Origin of the sequence: Kitasatospora sp. NPDC058048, assembly GCF_042885555.1 — a bacterium.
GTDB lineage: Bacteria > Actinomycetota > Actinomycetes > Streptomycetales > Streptomycetaceae > Kitasatospora > Kitasatospora lactacystinica.
The window spans coordinates 1-15,037 of record NZ_JBHVRT010000021.1 but is presented as its reverse complement, the minus strand read 5'-3'; the positions used below and the strand labels follow the sequence as shown (position 1 = coordinate 15,037).

The 15,037-nt window shown below is 72.3% G+C and carries 15 protein-coding genes and 7 tRNA genes; 10 read left to right on the top strand and 12 right to left on the bottom strand.

Annotated features, from left to right (window positions below; translation table 11 throughout):
• Positions 1-426: a thiol-disulfide oxidoreductase DCC family protein gene (locus ACFVVA_RS22325; RefSeq protein ID WP_387691912.1), complete on the bottom strand. Its 426-nt coding sequence runs from the start codon at positions 424-426 to the stop codon at positions 1-3.
• A 195-nt stretch (positions 427-621) separates the two neighbouring features.
• On the opposite strand from ACFVVA_RS22325, the gene ACFVVA_RS22320 reads away from it, so the two are divergent.
• Positions 622-2,268, top strand: coding sequence for a hypothetical protein (locus ACFVVA_RS22320; RefSeq protein ID WP_387691910.1), 1,647 nt, complete (start codon positions 622-624; stop codon positions 2,266-2,268).
• Positions 2,269-2,337: 69 nt separating this feature from the next.
• Here the strand turns inward: ACFVVA_RS22320 and ACFVVA_RS22315 are convergent, their stop codons facing one another.
• The 4 genes from ACFVVA_RS22315 to ACFVVA_RS22300 all read right to left on the bottom strand — a co-directional run bounded on the left by ACFVVA_RS22315 (position 2,338) and on the right by ACFVVA_RS22300 (position 6,806).
• Positions 2,338-2,898, bottom strand: a complete 561-nt coding sequence (locus tag ACFVVA_RS22315; RefSeq protein WP_380546494.1) for an HIT family protein — start codon at positions 2,896-2,898, stop codon at positions 2,338-2,340.
• Positions 2,899-2,984: 86 nt separating this feature from the next.
• Entirely contained in the window at positions 2,985-4,964 is a 1,980-nt protein-coding gene (gene thrS, locus ACFVVA_RS22310; protein WP_387691908.1) for a threonine--tRNA ligase, read from the bottom strand.
• An 88-nt stretch (positions 4,965-5,052) separates the two neighbouring features.
• A complete protein-coding gene (locus ACFVVA_RS22305) occupies positions 5,053-6,216 on the bottom strand; it encodes a hypothetical protein (protein WP_387691906.1) in 1,164 nt (387 codons plus the stop codon).
• Between the two features lie 32 nt (positions 6,217-6,248).
• A complete protein-coding gene (locus tag ACFVVA_RS22300) occupies positions 6,249-6,806 on the bottom strand; it encodes a DUF4365 domain-containing protein (protein WP_387691904.1) in 558 nt (185 codons plus the stop codon).
• A 166-nt stretch (positions 6,807-6,972) separates the two neighbouring features.
• Here ACFVVA_RS22300 and ACFVVA_RS22295 point away from each other — a divergent pair, with 166 nt between their 5' ends.
• Positions 6,973-7,740 (top strand): exonuclease domain-containing protein, encoded by a 768-nt coding sequence (locus ACFVVA_RS22295; RefSeq protein WP_359914483.1) that lies wholly within the window; start codon positions 6,973-6,975, stop codon positions 7,738-7,740.
• Between the two features lie 79 nt (positions 7,741-7,819).
• On the opposite strand, the gene ACFVVA_RS22290 is transcribed toward ACFVVA_RS22295, so the two are convergent.
• The 3 genes from ACFVVA_RS22290 to ACFVVA_RS22280 all read right to left on the bottom strand — a co-directional run bounded on the left by ACFVVA_RS22290 (position 7,820) and on the right by ACFVVA_RS22280 (position 8,709).
• Positions 7,820-7,891 (bottom strand) — tRNA-Val (locus ACFVVA_RS22290).
• A gap of 209 nt (positions 7,892-8,100) precedes the next feature.
• A tRNA-Val gene (locus tag ACFVVA_RS22285) sits at positions 8,101-8,172 on the bottom strand.
• 78 nt (positions 8,173-8,250) lie between these two features.
• Entirely contained in the window at positions 8,251-8,709 is a 459-nt protein-coding gene (locus ACFVVA_RS22280) for a TIGR02611 family protein (protein ID WP_359914480.1), read from the bottom strand.
• Between the two features lie 194 nt (positions 8,710-8,903).
• On the opposite strand from ACFVVA_RS22280, the gene ACFVVA_RS22275 reads away from it, so the two are divergent.
• Entirely contained in the window at positions 8,904-9,317 is a 414-nt protein-coding gene (locus tag ACFVVA_RS22275; protein WP_030056266.1) for an SsgA family sporulation/cell division regulator, read from the top strand.
• Positions 9,318-9,620: 303 nt separating this feature from the next.
• Positions 9,621-10,190 (top strand): CGNR zinc finger domain-containing protein, encoded by a 570-nt coding sequence (locus ACFVVA_RS22270; RefSeq protein ID WP_359915386.1) that lies wholly within the window; start codon positions 9,621-9,623, stop codon positions 10,188-10,190.
• A 17-nt stretch (positions 10,191-10,207) separates the two neighbouring features.
• Here ACFVVA_RS22270 and ACFVVA_RS22265 read toward each other — a convergent pair whose 3' ends face one another.
• Positions 10,208-10,669, bottom strand: a complete 462-nt coding sequence (locus ACFVVA_RS22265; protein WP_387691901.1) for a hypothetical protein — start codon at positions 10,667-10,669, stop codon at positions 10,208-10,210.
• Between the two features lie 110 nt (positions 10,670-10,779).
• On the opposite strand from ACFVVA_RS22265, the gene ACFVVA_RS22260 reads away from it, so the two are divergent.
• A complete protein-coding gene (locus ACFVVA_RS22260) occupies positions 10,780-11,280 on the top strand; it encodes a DsbA family protein (RefSeq protein ID WP_380359240.1) in 501 nt (166 codons plus the stop codon).
• A 12-nt stretch (positions 11,281-11,292) separates the two neighbouring features.
• Here ACFVVA_RS22260 and ACFVVA_RS22255 read toward each other — a convergent pair whose 3' ends face one another.
• The 3 genes from ACFVVA_RS22255 to ACFVVA_RS22245 form a co-directional block, all read right to left on the bottom strand.
• Positions 11,293-12,141: a GNAT family N-acetyltransferase gene (locus ACFVVA_RS22255; RefSeq protein WP_387691899.1), complete on the bottom strand. Its 849-nt coding sequence runs from the start codon at positions 12,139-12,141 to the stop codon at positions 11,293-11,295.
• 89 nt (positions 12,142-12,230) lie between these two features.
• Positions 12,231-13,061, bottom strand: a complete 831-nt coding sequence (locus ACFVVA_RS22250; RefSeq protein WP_387691897.1) for an aminotransferase class IV — start codon at positions 13,059-13,061, stop codon at positions 12,231-12,233.
• Between the two features lie 12 nt (positions 13,062-13,073).
• Complete coding sequence (locus ACFVVA_RS22245; RefSeq protein WP_387691895.1) at positions 13,074-14,174, bottom strand: chorismate-binding protein; 1,101 nt, start codon at positions 14,172-14,174, stop codon at positions 13,074-13,076.
• Positions 14,175-14,494: 320 nt separating this feature from the next.
• Here ACFVVA_RS22245 and ACFVVA_RS22240 point away from each other — a divergent pair.
• The 5 genes from ACFVVA_RS22240 to ACFVVA_RS22220 all read left to right on the top strand — a co-directional run bounded on the left by ACFVVA_RS22240 (position 14,495) and on the right by ACFVVA_RS22220 (position 15,014).
• Positions 14,495-14,567 (top strand) — tRNA-Gly (locus ACFVVA_RS22240).
• 40 nt (positions 14,568-14,607) lie between these two features.
• Positions 14,608-14,681, top strand: a tRNA-Cys gene (locus ACFVVA_RS22235).
• Positions 14,682-14,713: 32 nt separating this feature from the next.
• Positions 14,714-14,785 (top strand) — tRNA-Val (locus tag ACFVVA_RS22230).
• A 41-nt stretch (positions 14,786-14,826) separates the two neighbouring features.
• Positions 14,827-14,898, top strand: a tRNA-Val gene (locus ACFVVA_RS22225).
• Between the two features lie 44 nt (positions 14,899-14,942).
• Positions 14,943-15,014 (top strand) — tRNA-Val (locus tag ACFVVA_RS22220).
• Positions 15,015-15,037: the final 23 nt, after the last annotated feature.

Below are 15,037 nucleotides of genomic sequence, written 5' to 3'. Positions count from 1 at the left end.
TCACGGCCGGACGGGCTTGCGGGCCGGCAGCTCGCACGCCGCCGTCCCCCCCGGCATCCGGTGCCGGTTGCGCGCCACCCAGCGGTAGGCCAGCCCCGCGAGCGGCCGCACCGGCGCCGCCGTCAACACAGCGCCCAGGTATGCCCACACCCCGCCGGAGCGCATCAGAAGCCGCGCAACCGCCTGCGCGCCCCCGTACACCCGGCCGCTCGGCGTCACCCAGAGCACCTCGCGCTCCGCCCGCTCCGCCGACACCTCACCCCGGCCGCCCGCGTGCCCGTCCAGGCCCGCCAGATCCGCGAACTGGAACGGCACCGCCTCCCAGCCCCCCGAGGCCAGCGTCTGCCGCAGGTACCGCTCCGACCAGCGCACGCAGGACGAACAGAACGAACAGTCCCCGTCGTAGACCAGCACCGGATCCTTCACGGCCGCTCCCCTTTCCTCGCTCCCACCGTCCATCCTGCCCCACCTCCCCCATCCACCTCCCGACGGGTATCGACCCGCCCGAAGCTGGGCATCATGCCCCTCAGGCCTCCGGTGACGGTACTTCAGACGATCATCCGCGCGGGGGTGCCACGGCACGGTAACCTGCCGCTGACAAGGGGAGGAGGGGACGCCACCGTGACCACACTCGACATGACCCCGGGTGCGCAGATACCCCGGACCGACGCCGGCCCGCAGACCGCCATCACCCAGGGACTCTCCTCGACCGCGTACCGCGACGGCGAGATCAAGGGCTTCGTCGGCGCCGTCACCGACGCCACCGAGAAGAAGGGCCGCTTCGCGCTCTTCCGCCCCAACCTCGGCGAGGCCTTCAGCAAGGCGCTGATCTCCCGTGCCCTGGGCGGCGGCCGCAAGCCCATCGTCCCGGCCTTCGGAGTCGACACCCGCCAGGTCGTCGAACACTGCCTGGCCGCCGAGGAACTGCGCAACACCCGCGACCGGCAACTCAGCACCGTCTCCATCGCCACCGGCGTGCTCTTCCTCCCCGGCACCCTGGTCTGGCTCGGCGCCTTCCAGCTCCGCGCCTGGCTCAAGCGGGACAACCCGAAGAACGCGGCCGTCTACGGCGGCATCGTGCTCGCCGCGGCCGCCGCCCTCGCCGTCCTGCTCGCGCTGCGCCCGCCGGCCAGCGGCTTCATCGGCGTCTACCTGCGCGTGACCATGCTCGCCCCGGTCGTCGGCTGGTACCTCGCCCGCCGGATCGTCGAGCGCTCCGCCAAGGACCTGCGCTCCCGCTGGCAGGCGCTGGTCGAGGGCAGCGTGGTGGCCGCCTCGGTCGCCAAGGCCGTCCCCCGGGACGACCTCGACAAGAAGGCCGCCGACCTGCGCGACAAGCTCGGCCGCCTGGACGCCGAGCAGGAGACCAACATCCACCACTACGCCGGCCCCAAGGGCATCCTCGGTGCCGGCCGCCGCTGGGGCGAATGGCGCCTCGCCGACACCCTCCACCCCGCGGAGGGCCACGCCGACTTCCGCGCCTTCCACCCCTGGGACCTGATCCGCCGGATCTCCTCCCACCTCAAGGGGCTCGGCGTCAGCCACGTCGCCAACAGCGGCATGCCCAACGTCGCCATCAAGCAGTGGGTGGTCTTCGACATCGGCGAGGGCGCCGACGAGATCAGCCGCCCCGGCAACGCCGACATGGACGGCGACCGGATGCGCGACTTCGCCGTGCAGAGCGTCGCCGACAAGCAGACCTTCTCCGGCGGCCCCCGGCACTACCTCGCCACCCAGTTCATCACCCACGACGGCAAGCTGGTCCTCACCTTCACCGTCACCGTCACCCTGCTCGCCAACGTCCTGAACATCACCGTGTCCGGCTACGCGCTCGGCCCGGTCAAGGGCGTCTTCTTCGACAAGCCCAAGGACAAGGAGAAGTCGGTCGCCAAGACCGTGCGGTTCTGGGAGGAGCGCACCGTCAAGCTCCCCCTGATCGACAACGACGAGGTCGTCCGCCAGGCCGTCCGCGCCCCCTTCTACCGGATGCCCGGCCTGCTCGGCTGGCTCGGCGGCGGACTCGGCCTGCCCGAGCCCTTCGGGCTGCGGCACATCTGGGCCGGCCGCGCCTGGGAGAACCGCTCCATGGTCGACAACGCCCAGAACGCCGCCGTCCCGGTGCTCGCGGCGGTCCACGCCGCCACGCTGGAGTTCCTGGAGGAGCACGACCTGGACGCCGACCGCTTCTTCAAGAACCGCACCTCGATCATCAAGTCCGAGGCGCAGAGCCCCCGCCCCTACGACGTCGACACCTTCAACGCCGGCTGATCCGGCGCAGCGCATGCGGGAGGGCCCCACCGAGGATCTCGGTGGGGCCCTCCCGCGTCGTTCCTCGGATCAGCCCTGCGGCCAGGCCTCGGCCAGCATCTTCCGGGTGTCCGCCAGCAGCTGCGGCAGCACCTTGGTGTGGCCGACCACCGGCATGAAGTTGGTGTCCCCGCCCCAGCGCGGCACCACGTGCTGGTGCAGGTGCGCCGCGATCCCGGCCCCGGCCGCCGCGCCCTGGTTCATCCCGATGTTGAACCCGTGCGCCCCGGAGGCCGCCCGCAGCGCCGTCATCGCCTTCTTGGTGAAGTCCGCCAGCTCGGCCGTCTCGGCCTCGTCCAGGTCGGTGTAGTCGGCGACGTGCCGGTACGGGACCACCATCAGGTGCCCGCCGTTGTACGGGTACAGGTTCAGCACCGCGAACACGGCACTCCCCCGGGCGATGATCAGCCCGTCCTCGTCGCTCAGGGACGGGATCGAGCAGAACGGACAACCGTCGTCCGGAGCCGGGCCGGTGGGCTTGTTCTCACCCTGGATGTACGCCATCCGATGAGGCGTCCACAGGCGGCGGAAGCCGTCCGGCTCACCGACGCCCCGCTGAAGTTCCGGCTCAGTCGTCATGCTGATCAGCATATTCGCCCGACGGTGCTTGCAAAGCCGCGCGGGGCAGACTCGTCGAGAGCCTGCCCCGCGCCGTCCCCGCTCGGGCGGGGCCGAACTCACACCTGGATGCGACTCTTCACCGCGTCCACGATCTCCTGAACCGCGTCCGCCAGCGGAACGCCGTTCTTCTGCTCGCCGTTGCGGTAGCGGAACGACACCGCGCCCGCCTCGACGTCGTCGTTGCCGGCGATCAGCATGAACGGCACCTTGGTCTTCTGTGCGTTCCTGATCTTCTTCTGCATGCGGTCGTCCGAGGTGTCCACCTCGACCCGGATCCCGTGCTTCTTCAGCTCGGCCGCGACCTCCAGCAGGTACGGCACGTGCTCGTCGGTGATCGGGATGCCGGTCACGGTGACCGGGGCCAGCCACGGCGGCATGGCGCCGGCGTAGTGCTCCAGCAGCACCGCGAAGAAGCGCTCGATCGAGCCGAACAGCGCCCGGTGGATCATGACCGGCCGCTGGCGCGAGCCGTCCGCCGCGGTGTACTCCAGGTCGAAGCGCTCGGGCAGGTTGAAGTCCAGCTGGATGGTGCTCATCTGCCAGGTACGGCCGATGGCGTCCTTCGCCTGCACCGAGATCTTCGGGCCGTAGAAGGCCGCGCCGCCCGGGTCCGGGACCAGCGGCAGGCCCTGCTTCTCGGCCACGCTCGCCAGGACGCGGGTGGCCTCCTCCCAGGTCTCGTCGCTGCCGACGTACTTGACCGGGTCCTTGGTCGACAGCTCCAGGTAGAAGTCGGTCAGACCGTAGTCGCGGAGCAGGTTGAGCACGAAGGTCAGCGTGGAGTCGAGCTCCTCCGCCATCTGCTCACGGGTGCAGTAGATGTGCGCGTCGTCCTGCGTGAAGCCGCGGGCACGGGTCAGGCCGTGCACGACGCCGGACTTCTCGTAGCGGTACACCGTCCCGAACTCGAAGAGGCGCAGCGGCAGTTCACGGTACGAGCGGCCGCGCGCGTCGAAGATCAGGTTGTGCATCGGGCAGTTCATCGGCTTGAGGTAGTAGTCCACGCCCTCGTCGAGCTGCATGGGCGGGTACATACCGTCCGCGTACCAGTCGAGGTGGCCGCTCTTCTCGAAGAGCTTCCCCTTGGTGGCGTGCGGGGTGTAGACGAACTCGTAGCCCTCCTCCTCGTGCCGCTTGCGCGAGTAGTCCTCCATCGCCCGGCGGATGACGCCGCCCTTGGGGTGGAAGACGGCGAGACCGGAGCCGATCTCCTCCGGGATGGAGAAGAGGTCGAGCTCGTTGCCGAGCTTGCGGTGGTCGCGCTTCTCGGCCTCGACGAGGAAGTCGAGGTGGGCCTTGAGCTCGTCCTTGGTCGGCCAGGCGGTGCCGTAGATACGCTGCAGCATGGGGTTCTTCTCGCTGCCGCGCCAGTAGGCGGCCGCGTTGCGCATCAGCTTGAACGCCGGGATGTTCCGGGTGCTGGGCAGGTGCGGGCCGCGGCAGAGGTCGCCCCAGCACTGCTCGCCGGTCTTGGCGTCCAGGTTGTCGTAGATGGTGAGCTCGCCGGCGCCGACCTCGACGTCGGCGCCCTCGCCGGCGGTGGCGGCGGAACCCTTGAGGCCGATCAGTTCGAGCTTGTACGGCTCGGCGGCCAGCTCCTCGCGGGCGGACTCGTCGGTGACCACGCGGCGGGAGAACTTCTGCCCGCGCTTGATGATCTCCTGCATCTTCTTCTCGATGGCCTTGAGGTCATCGGGGTGGAAGGGCTTCTCGACATCGAAGTCGTAGTAGAAACCGTCCTTGACCGGCGGGCCGATGCCCAGCTTGGCCTCGGGGTAGAGCTGCTGCACGGCCTGGGCCATGACGTGCGCGGTGGAGTGGCGCAGGATGTCGAGGCCGTCCTTGCTGCCGATCTCGACCGGCTCGACCTCGTCGCCGTCCTGGACGGCGTAGGCGAGGTCCTTGAGCTGGCCGCCGACGCGGGCGGCGATGATCGAGCGGTCGTCGGCGAAGAGCTCGGCGGCCGTGGTGCCCGTCGTCACCACGCGCTCTTCCCGATCGGGTTCGCGGCTGATGATTACCCGGACGTCCGTCACCGGTCTCTCCTGACGTGCTGGATTTCAGAGGGCGCAACACTGCGCTGCGCGTGACGATGGTACCGAGAGCGCCGCCCCCGCCGTCCACCTACGCCCCTTCCCCCTCCCGCTCCGCCTTCTCCCCGAGCGCCTTCAGCAGCCGCTCGCGGTCCCCTTCCTCCCAGCCGCGGAGTTCCAGTCCGTGCGGGCGGGTCAGCCTGCGGAAGCCGCCGTGCCGCTCCAGCCGGCCGGAGACCCGGACCGGCAGGCCCGCGAGGTGGGCCTCGGCGGCGAGCCGGTAGTCGGGGTCGGGCAGGCGGAGCTTGAGCTCGCGGACCTCGGCGCCGGTGAGCACCCGCAGTCGTACCGAGCCGGGACCGGCCGGGTCGGCGCGCTTGAGCCGGGTGACCACGCCGACCACGGTGACGTCGACGGCGGGCTCGATCCGTTCCAGCAGCTCGGCGGCCTCCGCCAGGGCGGGCAGGTCGCCGGGCGAGAAGTCGAGGTCGATCCGGCGGTCCCCGAAGCCGCCCGGGGTCCCGGCGGCCGGCGACCAGGCGACGCTGAGCCGGGCGGCCGTCGCGTCGCGCACCAGCTCCTCGACGGACCGGACGAGCTCCCGGCTGACCCCGGCCCGGACGGCGTTCCCGAAGGCCTCGGGCCCGCCGCTGACCCGGCGGTAGTCGACGGCGTCGCGCAGTGCCTCCAGGGCTCGGACCAGGGTGGTGACGGCGGCGCGGCCCTCGGGGGCGGGGGTGTGGGCGGTGAGCTCGGCGCCCTGTTCGACCAACAGGACGCGGTCCAGGAAGTCCTCGGCGAGGGCGTCCAGCCGGGCGCCGAAGTAGCCGGCCCTGGTCCGGGCGGCCTTGGCGCCGGCGGCGAGCATCCCGCGGGCGGCCCGCCGGAGCCGCTCGGCCTCGTCCCAGGGGGTGGCCCCGGCGGGGCCGGACGGTTCGCGGTGCCAGCGCAGTTCGTCGCCGGGGACGGTGAGGGCGAGGAGGATCGAGCGGGCGGAGGGGGTGTGGGAGCGGGAGAGCGCGGTGACGGCGTCGGCGAGGAGTTCGACGGCGTCGTCGAAGCCGTCCCCGGCCGGGACGAGCAGGCTGGTGCCGGGTTCGTCGTCGGGCGGGGTCCAGCGTCCGTACCGGGCGGCCGGTCCGCCGCGGCGGACCCAGCCGTGCCGGGCGAGCAGGGTGGCCAGGACCGTCGGGTCGACGGTGGCCGGGTCGGGCAGGGGCCGGGCCGGTTCGCCCGGTGCGTGCGGCGGTGTCATGGGTCCGGTTCCTCCCTGCCGGGCCCGGGCCGTCACGGGCTGCCGCCCGCGCCGACCCGGGCCATGATGTCGCAGAGCGCGCGGTCGTCGAAGACCCTGGCGGTGGGCACCCGGACGTTGGTGCGCCGCTGCCCGGTGACCGGGTGGCCGGCCAGGTTGACCCAGTAGCAGCAGTGCCGCAGTTCCAGGGCGTCCGGGCGGGCCCGCAGCCACTGGTCGACCCGGCGCGGCAGCAGCAGCACGACCAGGATCCGCGGCACGGCGACCCGGGGCCGGGCGAGCTTGCGCAGGTGGTCGTTGTCCAGGGTGAAGCTGAAGAACGGCCCGGCCGGGTCGGGCGCGACCTGCTGGGTGGCCTTGAGCTGGATCTTGACGGTGACCTCGTCGTCCACCTCGTGCGCCCGGGAGCCGTGGCTGACGTGCCAGTCGATGCCGTTGTCCGGGAACGGCTGGGAGAGCGAGCAGCCGGCCGCGGCGGCGACCGCGTGCAGGTAGCCGACCTGCAGGGTCTCCATGCAGGCGGTGACCGCGAGGTTCCCGCGCAGTACGGCCGCCGCCGCCTCCTCGGGCTGCGGCTGGGTCAGTGCCATCGCCCCGTGCCCTCCCCCGGTTCCGGGCCCGTCCCACTCCGGACGGGCCGGTCGATTCGAACGGGACAGTCATGGGCAGGATCCCCGGCCGGGCTTGGGCCAAACGGGTTGAAGGGGCGTCAGAACCGGGTATCAACCGGTTGCAACGCTCGTCTGAGGGGCAGTCATGCAGCAGCACTGGTACACCGGCCCGCTCGCCTCCTTCGACACCGAGACGACCGGCGTGGACGTGGAGAACGACCGGATCGTCTCCGCCGCCCTGGTCGTCCAGCTCGCGCCGGGCGAGCCGGCCCGGACCACGACCTGGCTCGCCGATCCGGGGGTTCCGATCCCGGACGGCGCCCGCGCGGTGCACGGCATCACCGACGAGCAGGTGCGCGCCCACGGCCGCCCGGCCCGCACGGTGGTGGCGGAGGTCACCCGGGCGCTGGCGGCCGAGGCGCGGGCCGGGCGTCCGGTGGTGGTGATGAACGCGCCCTACGACCTGACGCTGCTGGACCGGGAGCTGCGCCGCCATCACGGGCTGACGCTGGCCGCGGGGCTGGCGGCGTCCGGGCTGGTGGTGCTGGACCCCCGGGTGCTGGACAAGCACGTGGACCGCTACCGCAAGGGCCGCCGGACACTGACCGACCTGTGCGCCCACTACGGCGTCGTCCTGGCCGGGGCGCACGACGCGGCGGCGGACGCGGCGGCGGCACTGGCGCTGACCCGGCGGATCGGCTCCCGCTACCCGGCGGCGCTCGGCGGGCTGTCGGCGGCGGAGCTGCACCTGCGGCAGGCGGTCTGGCACGCGGCGCAGGCACGCGGACTGCAGAACTGGTTCGACCGCTCGGGGACGCCGGAGCGGGTGGACCTGTCCTGGCCGCTGCGGCCGGCCCGGTGCGGATGCGGGCGCCGGCTGGAACCGGAGCACCGTTGCGAGGCGGCGGCGTGACGCGCGGCCCGGCGCTCCGGGCCCGAAACGCGCCGCAGGCCCTGACCGGTTTCCTGGTCAGGGCCTGCGTGCTGTCCGGTGGGCGATACTGGGATCGAACCAGTGACCCCTTCGGTGTGAACGAAGTGCTCTCCCGCTGAGCTAATCGCCCGGGCAACGAGAAGAACTCTAGCACCATTCGGGGCCGGTCGTACAACTCGCCCGTTCCGGGTACCGCCGACGCCTCCGCAGAACTCGCGCCCCGCAGGGAAGGTGACTGTCCCTCAGCCGATTACCGGCGGCCCTTCAGGCGGATTCCGGAAATACACGTGAGGCCCAGCCGATAATCGGCTGGGCCTCACGTATCACAATGCATTCCGGTGGGCGATACTGGGATCGAACCAGTGACCCCTTCGGTGTGAACGAAGTGCTCTCCCGCTGAGCTAATCGCCCGGGTGCAGAGAAAACATTACCGCATCCCGGAGGGTGCTCCGAACACGCTCCCCGCCCGCGGCCCCGCGTCCGGGCGGGTCAGCTCCCGTCCAGCTGCCAGGGGGCGGCCAGGCCGTAGCGGGCGAAGTACCAGCCGCCCACCCCGACGAGGGCGGCCAGCCCGATCGCGGTGAGCGTCAGGTTGCGGCGGCGCACCCGCGGGTCCATGGCCCGCTGGGCGGCCTCGGCGACCTTGCGGCGGGTCCAGCGCAGGGCCAGCTGGGCCCAGACGAACTCGGTCGCCCAGATCCCCATGCCCAGGAAGATCACCAGCCAGCCGGGGCCGGGCAGCGGCAGCATGATCAGCCCGAGCACCACCACGGCGAGGCCCGCCAGGAAGATCGCCACCTGCCAGACCCGGTGCAGCGCGGGCGAGCGGCGGACGAAGGCCGGGGCCCGCGATCCGACCGCTCGTCCGCCGTCGACGGCCGCGTCAACCGCCACAGCCGCTTCACCCGTTCCCGTGTTCCCGGCCGTCTTGTCGTTTCGCACAGTCATGCCAGGAAACTAACCAAGAAGCACCGGGTAATGCCCGGCCCGGCCGCTGCGGGGCGATTCCGCAATGCGCCGTAAGGGGTACGACTCGCGCCCGAATCGGGACAGAGGGGTTTACATCGGTCTTGGGGGTGGGATGGTCCGTTCGCCGACGTGCGATTCCCCGAGCGCACACTGAGCGAAAGGCCATGGCGCTTATGAACACCACGGTCAGCTGCGAGCTGCACCTGCGCCTCATTGTGTCCAGCGAGTCATCACTGCCCGTCCCCGCGGGCCTGCGCTACGACACCGCCGACCCCTATGCCGTGCACGCCACGTTCCACACAGGCGCCGACGAGACCGTGGAGTGGGTGTTCGCCCGAGATCTCCTCGCGGAGGGGCTGCACCGACCCACTGGTACCGGCGACGTCCGGGTGTGGCCGTCGCGCAGCCACGGGCAAGGGGTGGTCTGCATCGCACTGAGCTCTCCGGAAGGAGAAGCCCTGCTGGAGGCCCCGGCCCGAGCGCTTGAGTCGTTCCTCAAGCGGACGGACGCCGCGGTGCCCCCCGGCACCGAACACCGTCACTTCGACCTCGACCGGGAGCTGTCCCACATCCTCGCCGAAAGCTGACCCCATCCGGAGGCGGTCACGCCCCGCCGACGGCGGGGCCCTACCCCCTGCCTCATCGCAGCCGTCCTACTCGGGGGCACGGCAGCGGACTCAGCCGCGCACGACGCGGTCTCGGGGCCGGTGAGCGGCTCCGCTCCCACCGGAGCGGGTCCACAGCACCGCAGGCGCCCGGTTTCGGACGCCTTGTCGGACTGCGCACACATCTTCGAAAGAAGGCGCCGCCCTACCGGCACAAGGCCCGGTATGGTCTGGGGTAACCGTGGACGCGGGGTATCGGAGTCCCCTGCGCGAGGAGCCCCCAACGTGCTGATCACCCATGACACCGAGTGCGCGCTGAGCCTCCTCGTGGAGCTGCTCAACACCGCACCCGAGGTGTGCGGCGCCGAGCGGCTGCCGGACGTCGCCGCGCTGGACGCCTTCGTGGTCCGCCGGGAGATCAGCGAGATCGACTCGCTGACCGAGGACGACCTGCGGCGGGTGCACGAGCTGCGCACCCGGCTGCGCGAGGTGTTCGCGACGGAGTCCACCGCGCAGGCCGCGGAGCTGGTCAACTCCATCGTCGCGGCCGCCGGGACGACGCCCCGGCTGACCAACCACGACGACCACGACTGGCACATCCACTACTTCGCGCCGCACGCCGCCCTCGGTGACCACCTGGCGGCCGAACTGGGCATGGCGCTGGCCCTCATCCTCATGGCGGGCGAGCGGGAGCGGCTGCGCCGCTGCGAGGCGCCGGACTGCGCGCGGGTCTTCGTGGACCTCTCCCGGAACCGCTCGCGGCGCTACTGCGACAGCCGCACCTGCGGCAACCGGCTGCACGTCGCCGCCTACCGGGCGCGGCAGCGGTCGGCGGAAGCCGTCCCCTCCGCCTGACCGGCCGGTCCTCCCGTTCAGATCCCGCGCTTGCGGAGGATCTCCTCGATGTCGGCGAAGTCGCCGAGGCCGTCCTCCCGCTTGCCCGCGGCCGGCTTCTTCGGGGCCCCGGGCGTCGGCGCCACCGCCGGACGCTCGGGCGCCGGCCCGGCCGCGGCCGGGCGCTCCGGGGCGCTCTCCACCGCCGCGCCGCCCCGGCGGCCCACCCAGCGGGTGGTGACCAGCAGCACCGCCGAGACGCCGAGCAGCGCGATGCCGGTCCACACCCGCGGGTCGAGGACCAGCTTGGTCGCCCAGTCGGCGAACTCCCGGCCGATCGTGCTCGCCAGCGGGAACAGGCCGGTCAGGTAGAGCCCGGCGGGCAGCAGGGCCACCGCGAACCAGCGGGTCGCCGACAGGAAGCGCCGCCGGTAGGCCCGCAGCCCGGCGAAGGCCACCCCGCCCGCGGTGAGGACGAAGCTGATCGCCGCGCTCAGCACGGTGCCGCTCCTTCGTGTCCGGTCGTCCTGGTCATCGGTGCCTTCCTCTCGGTGCGCCCTCGGGCGCACCTCCGGCCGGAGCGGGCGCCCACTAGTGGAACACTGGGGGAATGATCGATGGTTCCCTCCCCCGCCTCGAGTTCTGGTGCGACCTCCAGTGCCCGGACTGCCACACCGCGCTGGACGACGTACGGGCGCTGCGCGCGCAGTACGGCGACGCGCTGCCCGTGGAGGTGCGGCACTTCCCGCTGGAGAAGCACAAGCACGCCTACGCCGCCGCGGAAGCGGCCGAGGAGGCGTTCGCGCAGGGGCTGGGCTGGCCGTTCGTGGAGGCGCTGCTGGCCCGTACCGCGGAGCTGGACGCCCGCGGGCAGCAGGTGCTGCTGGACGTGGCCCGGGAGGTCGGGGCGGACGTCGACGAGGTGGACACCGCGCTGATCGACGGCCGGCACATGCTGACCGTCGACGCCGACCAGGCCGAGGGCAAGGCGATCGGGGTCACCGGCACGCCGACGTACGTGATCGGCGGGCAGCGCCTCGACGGCGGCAAGAGCCAGGACGGGCTGCGCGAGCGGATCGTGGCCGTCATCGAGGCGGCGAAGGCTTCCTGACGACACGCCGGGTCACAGCTGCTTGCCGTAGAGGCGCTCGGTGACCCGGTAGCCGATCGAGGTGTAGAGCCGGATGGCGACCTCGTTGCCGGAGAAGACGTTGAGGCCGAGGTTCCGCACCCCGGCGGCCAGGCACTCGCGTTCGGCGAGCAGCATCAGCGTGCGTCCGTGTCCCTGGCCCTGGTGGGCCGGGGACACCTCGACCTTCATCACCCAGGCGAGCGGTTCGCCGTCCGGCAGGTCGCGAAAGCGCGGCTGCAGCCAGAGCAGGCCGTACGGCTCCTCCCCGCCGTCGGCGCCGTACAGGCGGCGCAGGACCATGCCCGGGCTCTCCGGGTCCGGCGCGGCCGGGTTCCGCGGCCCGCCGCCCGAGCGGGCGCGGGCCTGTTCCTCGGTGAGGCCGGAAGCCACCATCACGCGGACGTAGTCCTGCACGGACCGGTCGAACCAGTCCCGGATATCGGCCTTCCGGTCGAACGGGCGCACGCTCAGCCCCGCGGGCAGGTCCGGGGCTACTGTCAACCGCTTGGCCATGGCCAGGGCCCGCTCGGTGTACCCGAGCGTGACGGCGAGCCCCCGGGCCGCCGCGGCCGGCTCCGGGACGCCGACGTCGACCCGGGTGCAGCCCCAGGTGCGCAGCACCTCCTCGGCGGCCAGCCCGCCGAACGTTCCCCGCCCCCGGCCGCGCCCCTCGGTGATCTCCAACTCGGATATCCGGCCCCAGAGTTGATCGCCCTGCGGGTCGGCGGTGGTGCGCAGCGCGCCGACCGGGTGGCCGTTCGCGAGGATCAGCCAGCGTCTGGTGCGGCCGCCGGCCGCGGTGGGTGTCTCCGGGCCCTCGGGGCGCAGCGTGGTGGTCATGTGGTGCTCCCTTCCCCTTGCACGGGGGGTTATCCACGCGGCCGGTGCGCTTCCCCGGCGTTCTTCCGGGGTGCTCTCCCGGGCGGGGATCACGGGTCGAGGTCGTCGCCGCTGCGCTCGGTGAAGACGGCCATGGCCTTGGCGGTGACGGGGCCGATGCCGGGCAGTTCGCGGTCGTCGACGCGGGTGACGGCCTGGACGTCGCGGGTGGTGGAGGTCAGGAAGACCTCCTCGGCGTCCTGGAGGGCGCTGAGCGGCAGGTCGGCCTCCTCGGCGCCGCACCAGTCGACGACGAGCTGCCGGGTGATGCCGGCCAGGCAGCCGGAGGCGAGGGCGGGGGTGAGCAGGCGGCCGCCGAGGACCACGAAGACGTTGGATCCGGTGCCCTCGCAGAGCCGTCCTGCGGTGTTGGCGAGCAGGGCCTCGGAGGCGCCCGCGCGGTGGGCGGCGGCCAGGGCGACGACGTTCTCGGCGTACGAGGTGGTCTTGAGGCCGGCGACGGCGCTGTGCTCGTTGCGGCGCCAGGGGACGACGGCGACGGCGGTCTCGTCGGGGCGGTGGCCGATCGCGCTGAGGGCGACGACCAGGGTGGGGCCGGCGGTGCCGCGCTCGGAGCTGAGCGGACCGTTGCCGCCGGTGTAGGTGACGCGCAGGCGGCCGAGCGGCGCGGGGTTGGCGGCGAGGACCTGGGCGCAGGCCTCGCGGACCAGGTCGTGGTCGGGGTCGGCCAGGCCGAGGCCGCGGGCGGAGCGGGTGAGCCGGTCCAGGTGGCGGGTGACCGCGAAGGCCCGGCCGTCGACCGTCTTCAGGGTCTCGAAGACGCCGTCGCCGGTGGTGAGGCCGTGGTCGAGGACCGAGACGGCCGCGTCGGCGGAGTCGACGAGGGAGCCGTTGACCCAGCTCGTGGTGCGGTTGTGCATCGGGTGCTGCTCCTAGGCGGTGGGGGCGCAGGCCCCGGTCGGGTCGGCTCCGGTGCCGGATTCGCCACCGGGTTCGCCGCCCGACGCTATCGCGACGAGGCGGGCGGCCTTCAGTTCGGTTTCGGCCCATTCCCGCTCGGGGTCGGAGCCCCAGGTGATGCCGGCGCCGGTGCCGAAGCGCAGGACGGGCGCGCCGGGGTCCGCCCGGTCGATCCAGAAAGTGCGGATGCCGACGGCGAGTTCGGCCTCGCCGCGGTCGGCGTCGACCCAGCCGACGGCGCCGCAGTACGGGCCGCGCGGGGCGGTCTCCAGGGCCTCGATGATCCGCAGGGCGCTGGACTTGGGGGCGCCGGTGACGGAGCCGGGCGGGAAGGTGGCGGCGAGGAGCTCGGGCCAGCCGGCTCCGTCGCGCAGGGTGCCCTCGACGGTGGAGACCAGGTGGACCAGGCCGGGGTGCTTCTCGACGGCGCAGAGGTCGGGGACGGTGACGCTGCCGGTCGCGCAGACCCGGCCGAGGTCGTTGCGGACCAGGTCGACGATCATCACGTTCTCGGCGTGGTCCTTGTCGAGGAGGTCGTCCTCGGTGCGGCCGGTGCCCTTGATCGGGCCGGAGGAGACGGTGCGGCCGGTGCGGCGCAGGTAGAGCTCGGGTGAGGCGGTGGCGATCTCGACGCCGTGCCCGGGCAGGCGGACGGTGCCGGCGTAGGGAGCGGGGTTGCCGTGGGCGAGGAGGCCGGTGAGGGCGTCGACGTCGCTGAGGTCCGGGTCGGGCAGCGGTGCGGAGAGCACCCGGCAGAGGTTGGCCTGGTAGACCTCGCCGGCGGCTATGTGCTCGCGGATGCGGCGGACGCCCGCGGTGTAGGCGGTGCGGTCGAGGGAGCTGTGCCAGCTGCCGGCCTCCGGTCCGCGCCAGCCCGCGCCGGAGGGCGGGGCGGGGGCCGGGCGGACCTGGTCGAAGCGGGCGCAGGTCAGCCGGCCCTCGAAGTCGTGGACGACGGCCCAGTAGCCGGCGGAGTCCAGGGCGGCCGGGTCCGAGGTGACGTCGCGCAGTCCGGTGGCCAGGCGGCCGCCGAAGCGGGCGAGCGGGGTGCGGGGGTCGGGGTGGCCGGACACGGTTCTCCTGCGCGGTGGTGCTGGGCGGCGGTGCCTGAAGTGTAGGTCGGGGGGCGTGGGCCCGGTCCGGTTCGCGCCCCGCGCACGAGCAGCTGTGTGCGTCACGCGGGTGTGCGCCGGGTGACCTGCGGATGATCGTCCGGGAGCGCCGCAGGTGGCGGCCGGTGGCCGTCCGGGAGCGCTGACGGGACGGCGCTCACCGGCCATCCCCTCGGCATGCTGCGGGAACGGATTTTTAGCTGGCCCGGGAATCCGCTAGAGTTCAACACGTCGCCAGGGAGCGCAGCCGAAGAAAAGCGGTGAAGCCCCCCGGAAGACAGGCGGACGTGGCTCAGTTGGTAGAGCATCACCTTGCCAAGGTGAGGGTCGCGAGTTCGAATCTCGTCGTCCGCTCGATGGAGAACAGTGTAAGATCGTTCTTCATGCGTTGCCTGGTGGAGTGGCCGAGAGGCGAGGCAACGGCCTGCAAAGCCGTGTACACGGGTTCAAATCCCGTCTCCACCTCCAAGAGGTCCCCCGGTTCGACCGGGGGCCTCCCCGCGCGATTAGCTCAGCGGGAGAGCACTACCTTGACACGGTAGGGGTCACTGGTTCAATCCCAGTATCGCGCACGTCGGACCCTTCGAGGTCTGCTGCAGGACCGCCACATCAGGCGCGATTAGCTCAGCGGGAGAGCACTACCTTGACACGGTAGGGGTCACTGGTTCAATCCCAGTATCGCGCACAGTAACGGGCCCTCCGGGGTCTGCTGCAACACCGCCGCACCAGGCGCGATTAGCTCAGCGGGAGAGCACTACCTTGACACGGTAGGGGTCACTGGTTCAATCCCAGTATCGCGCACGTCGGACCCTTCGAGGTCTGCT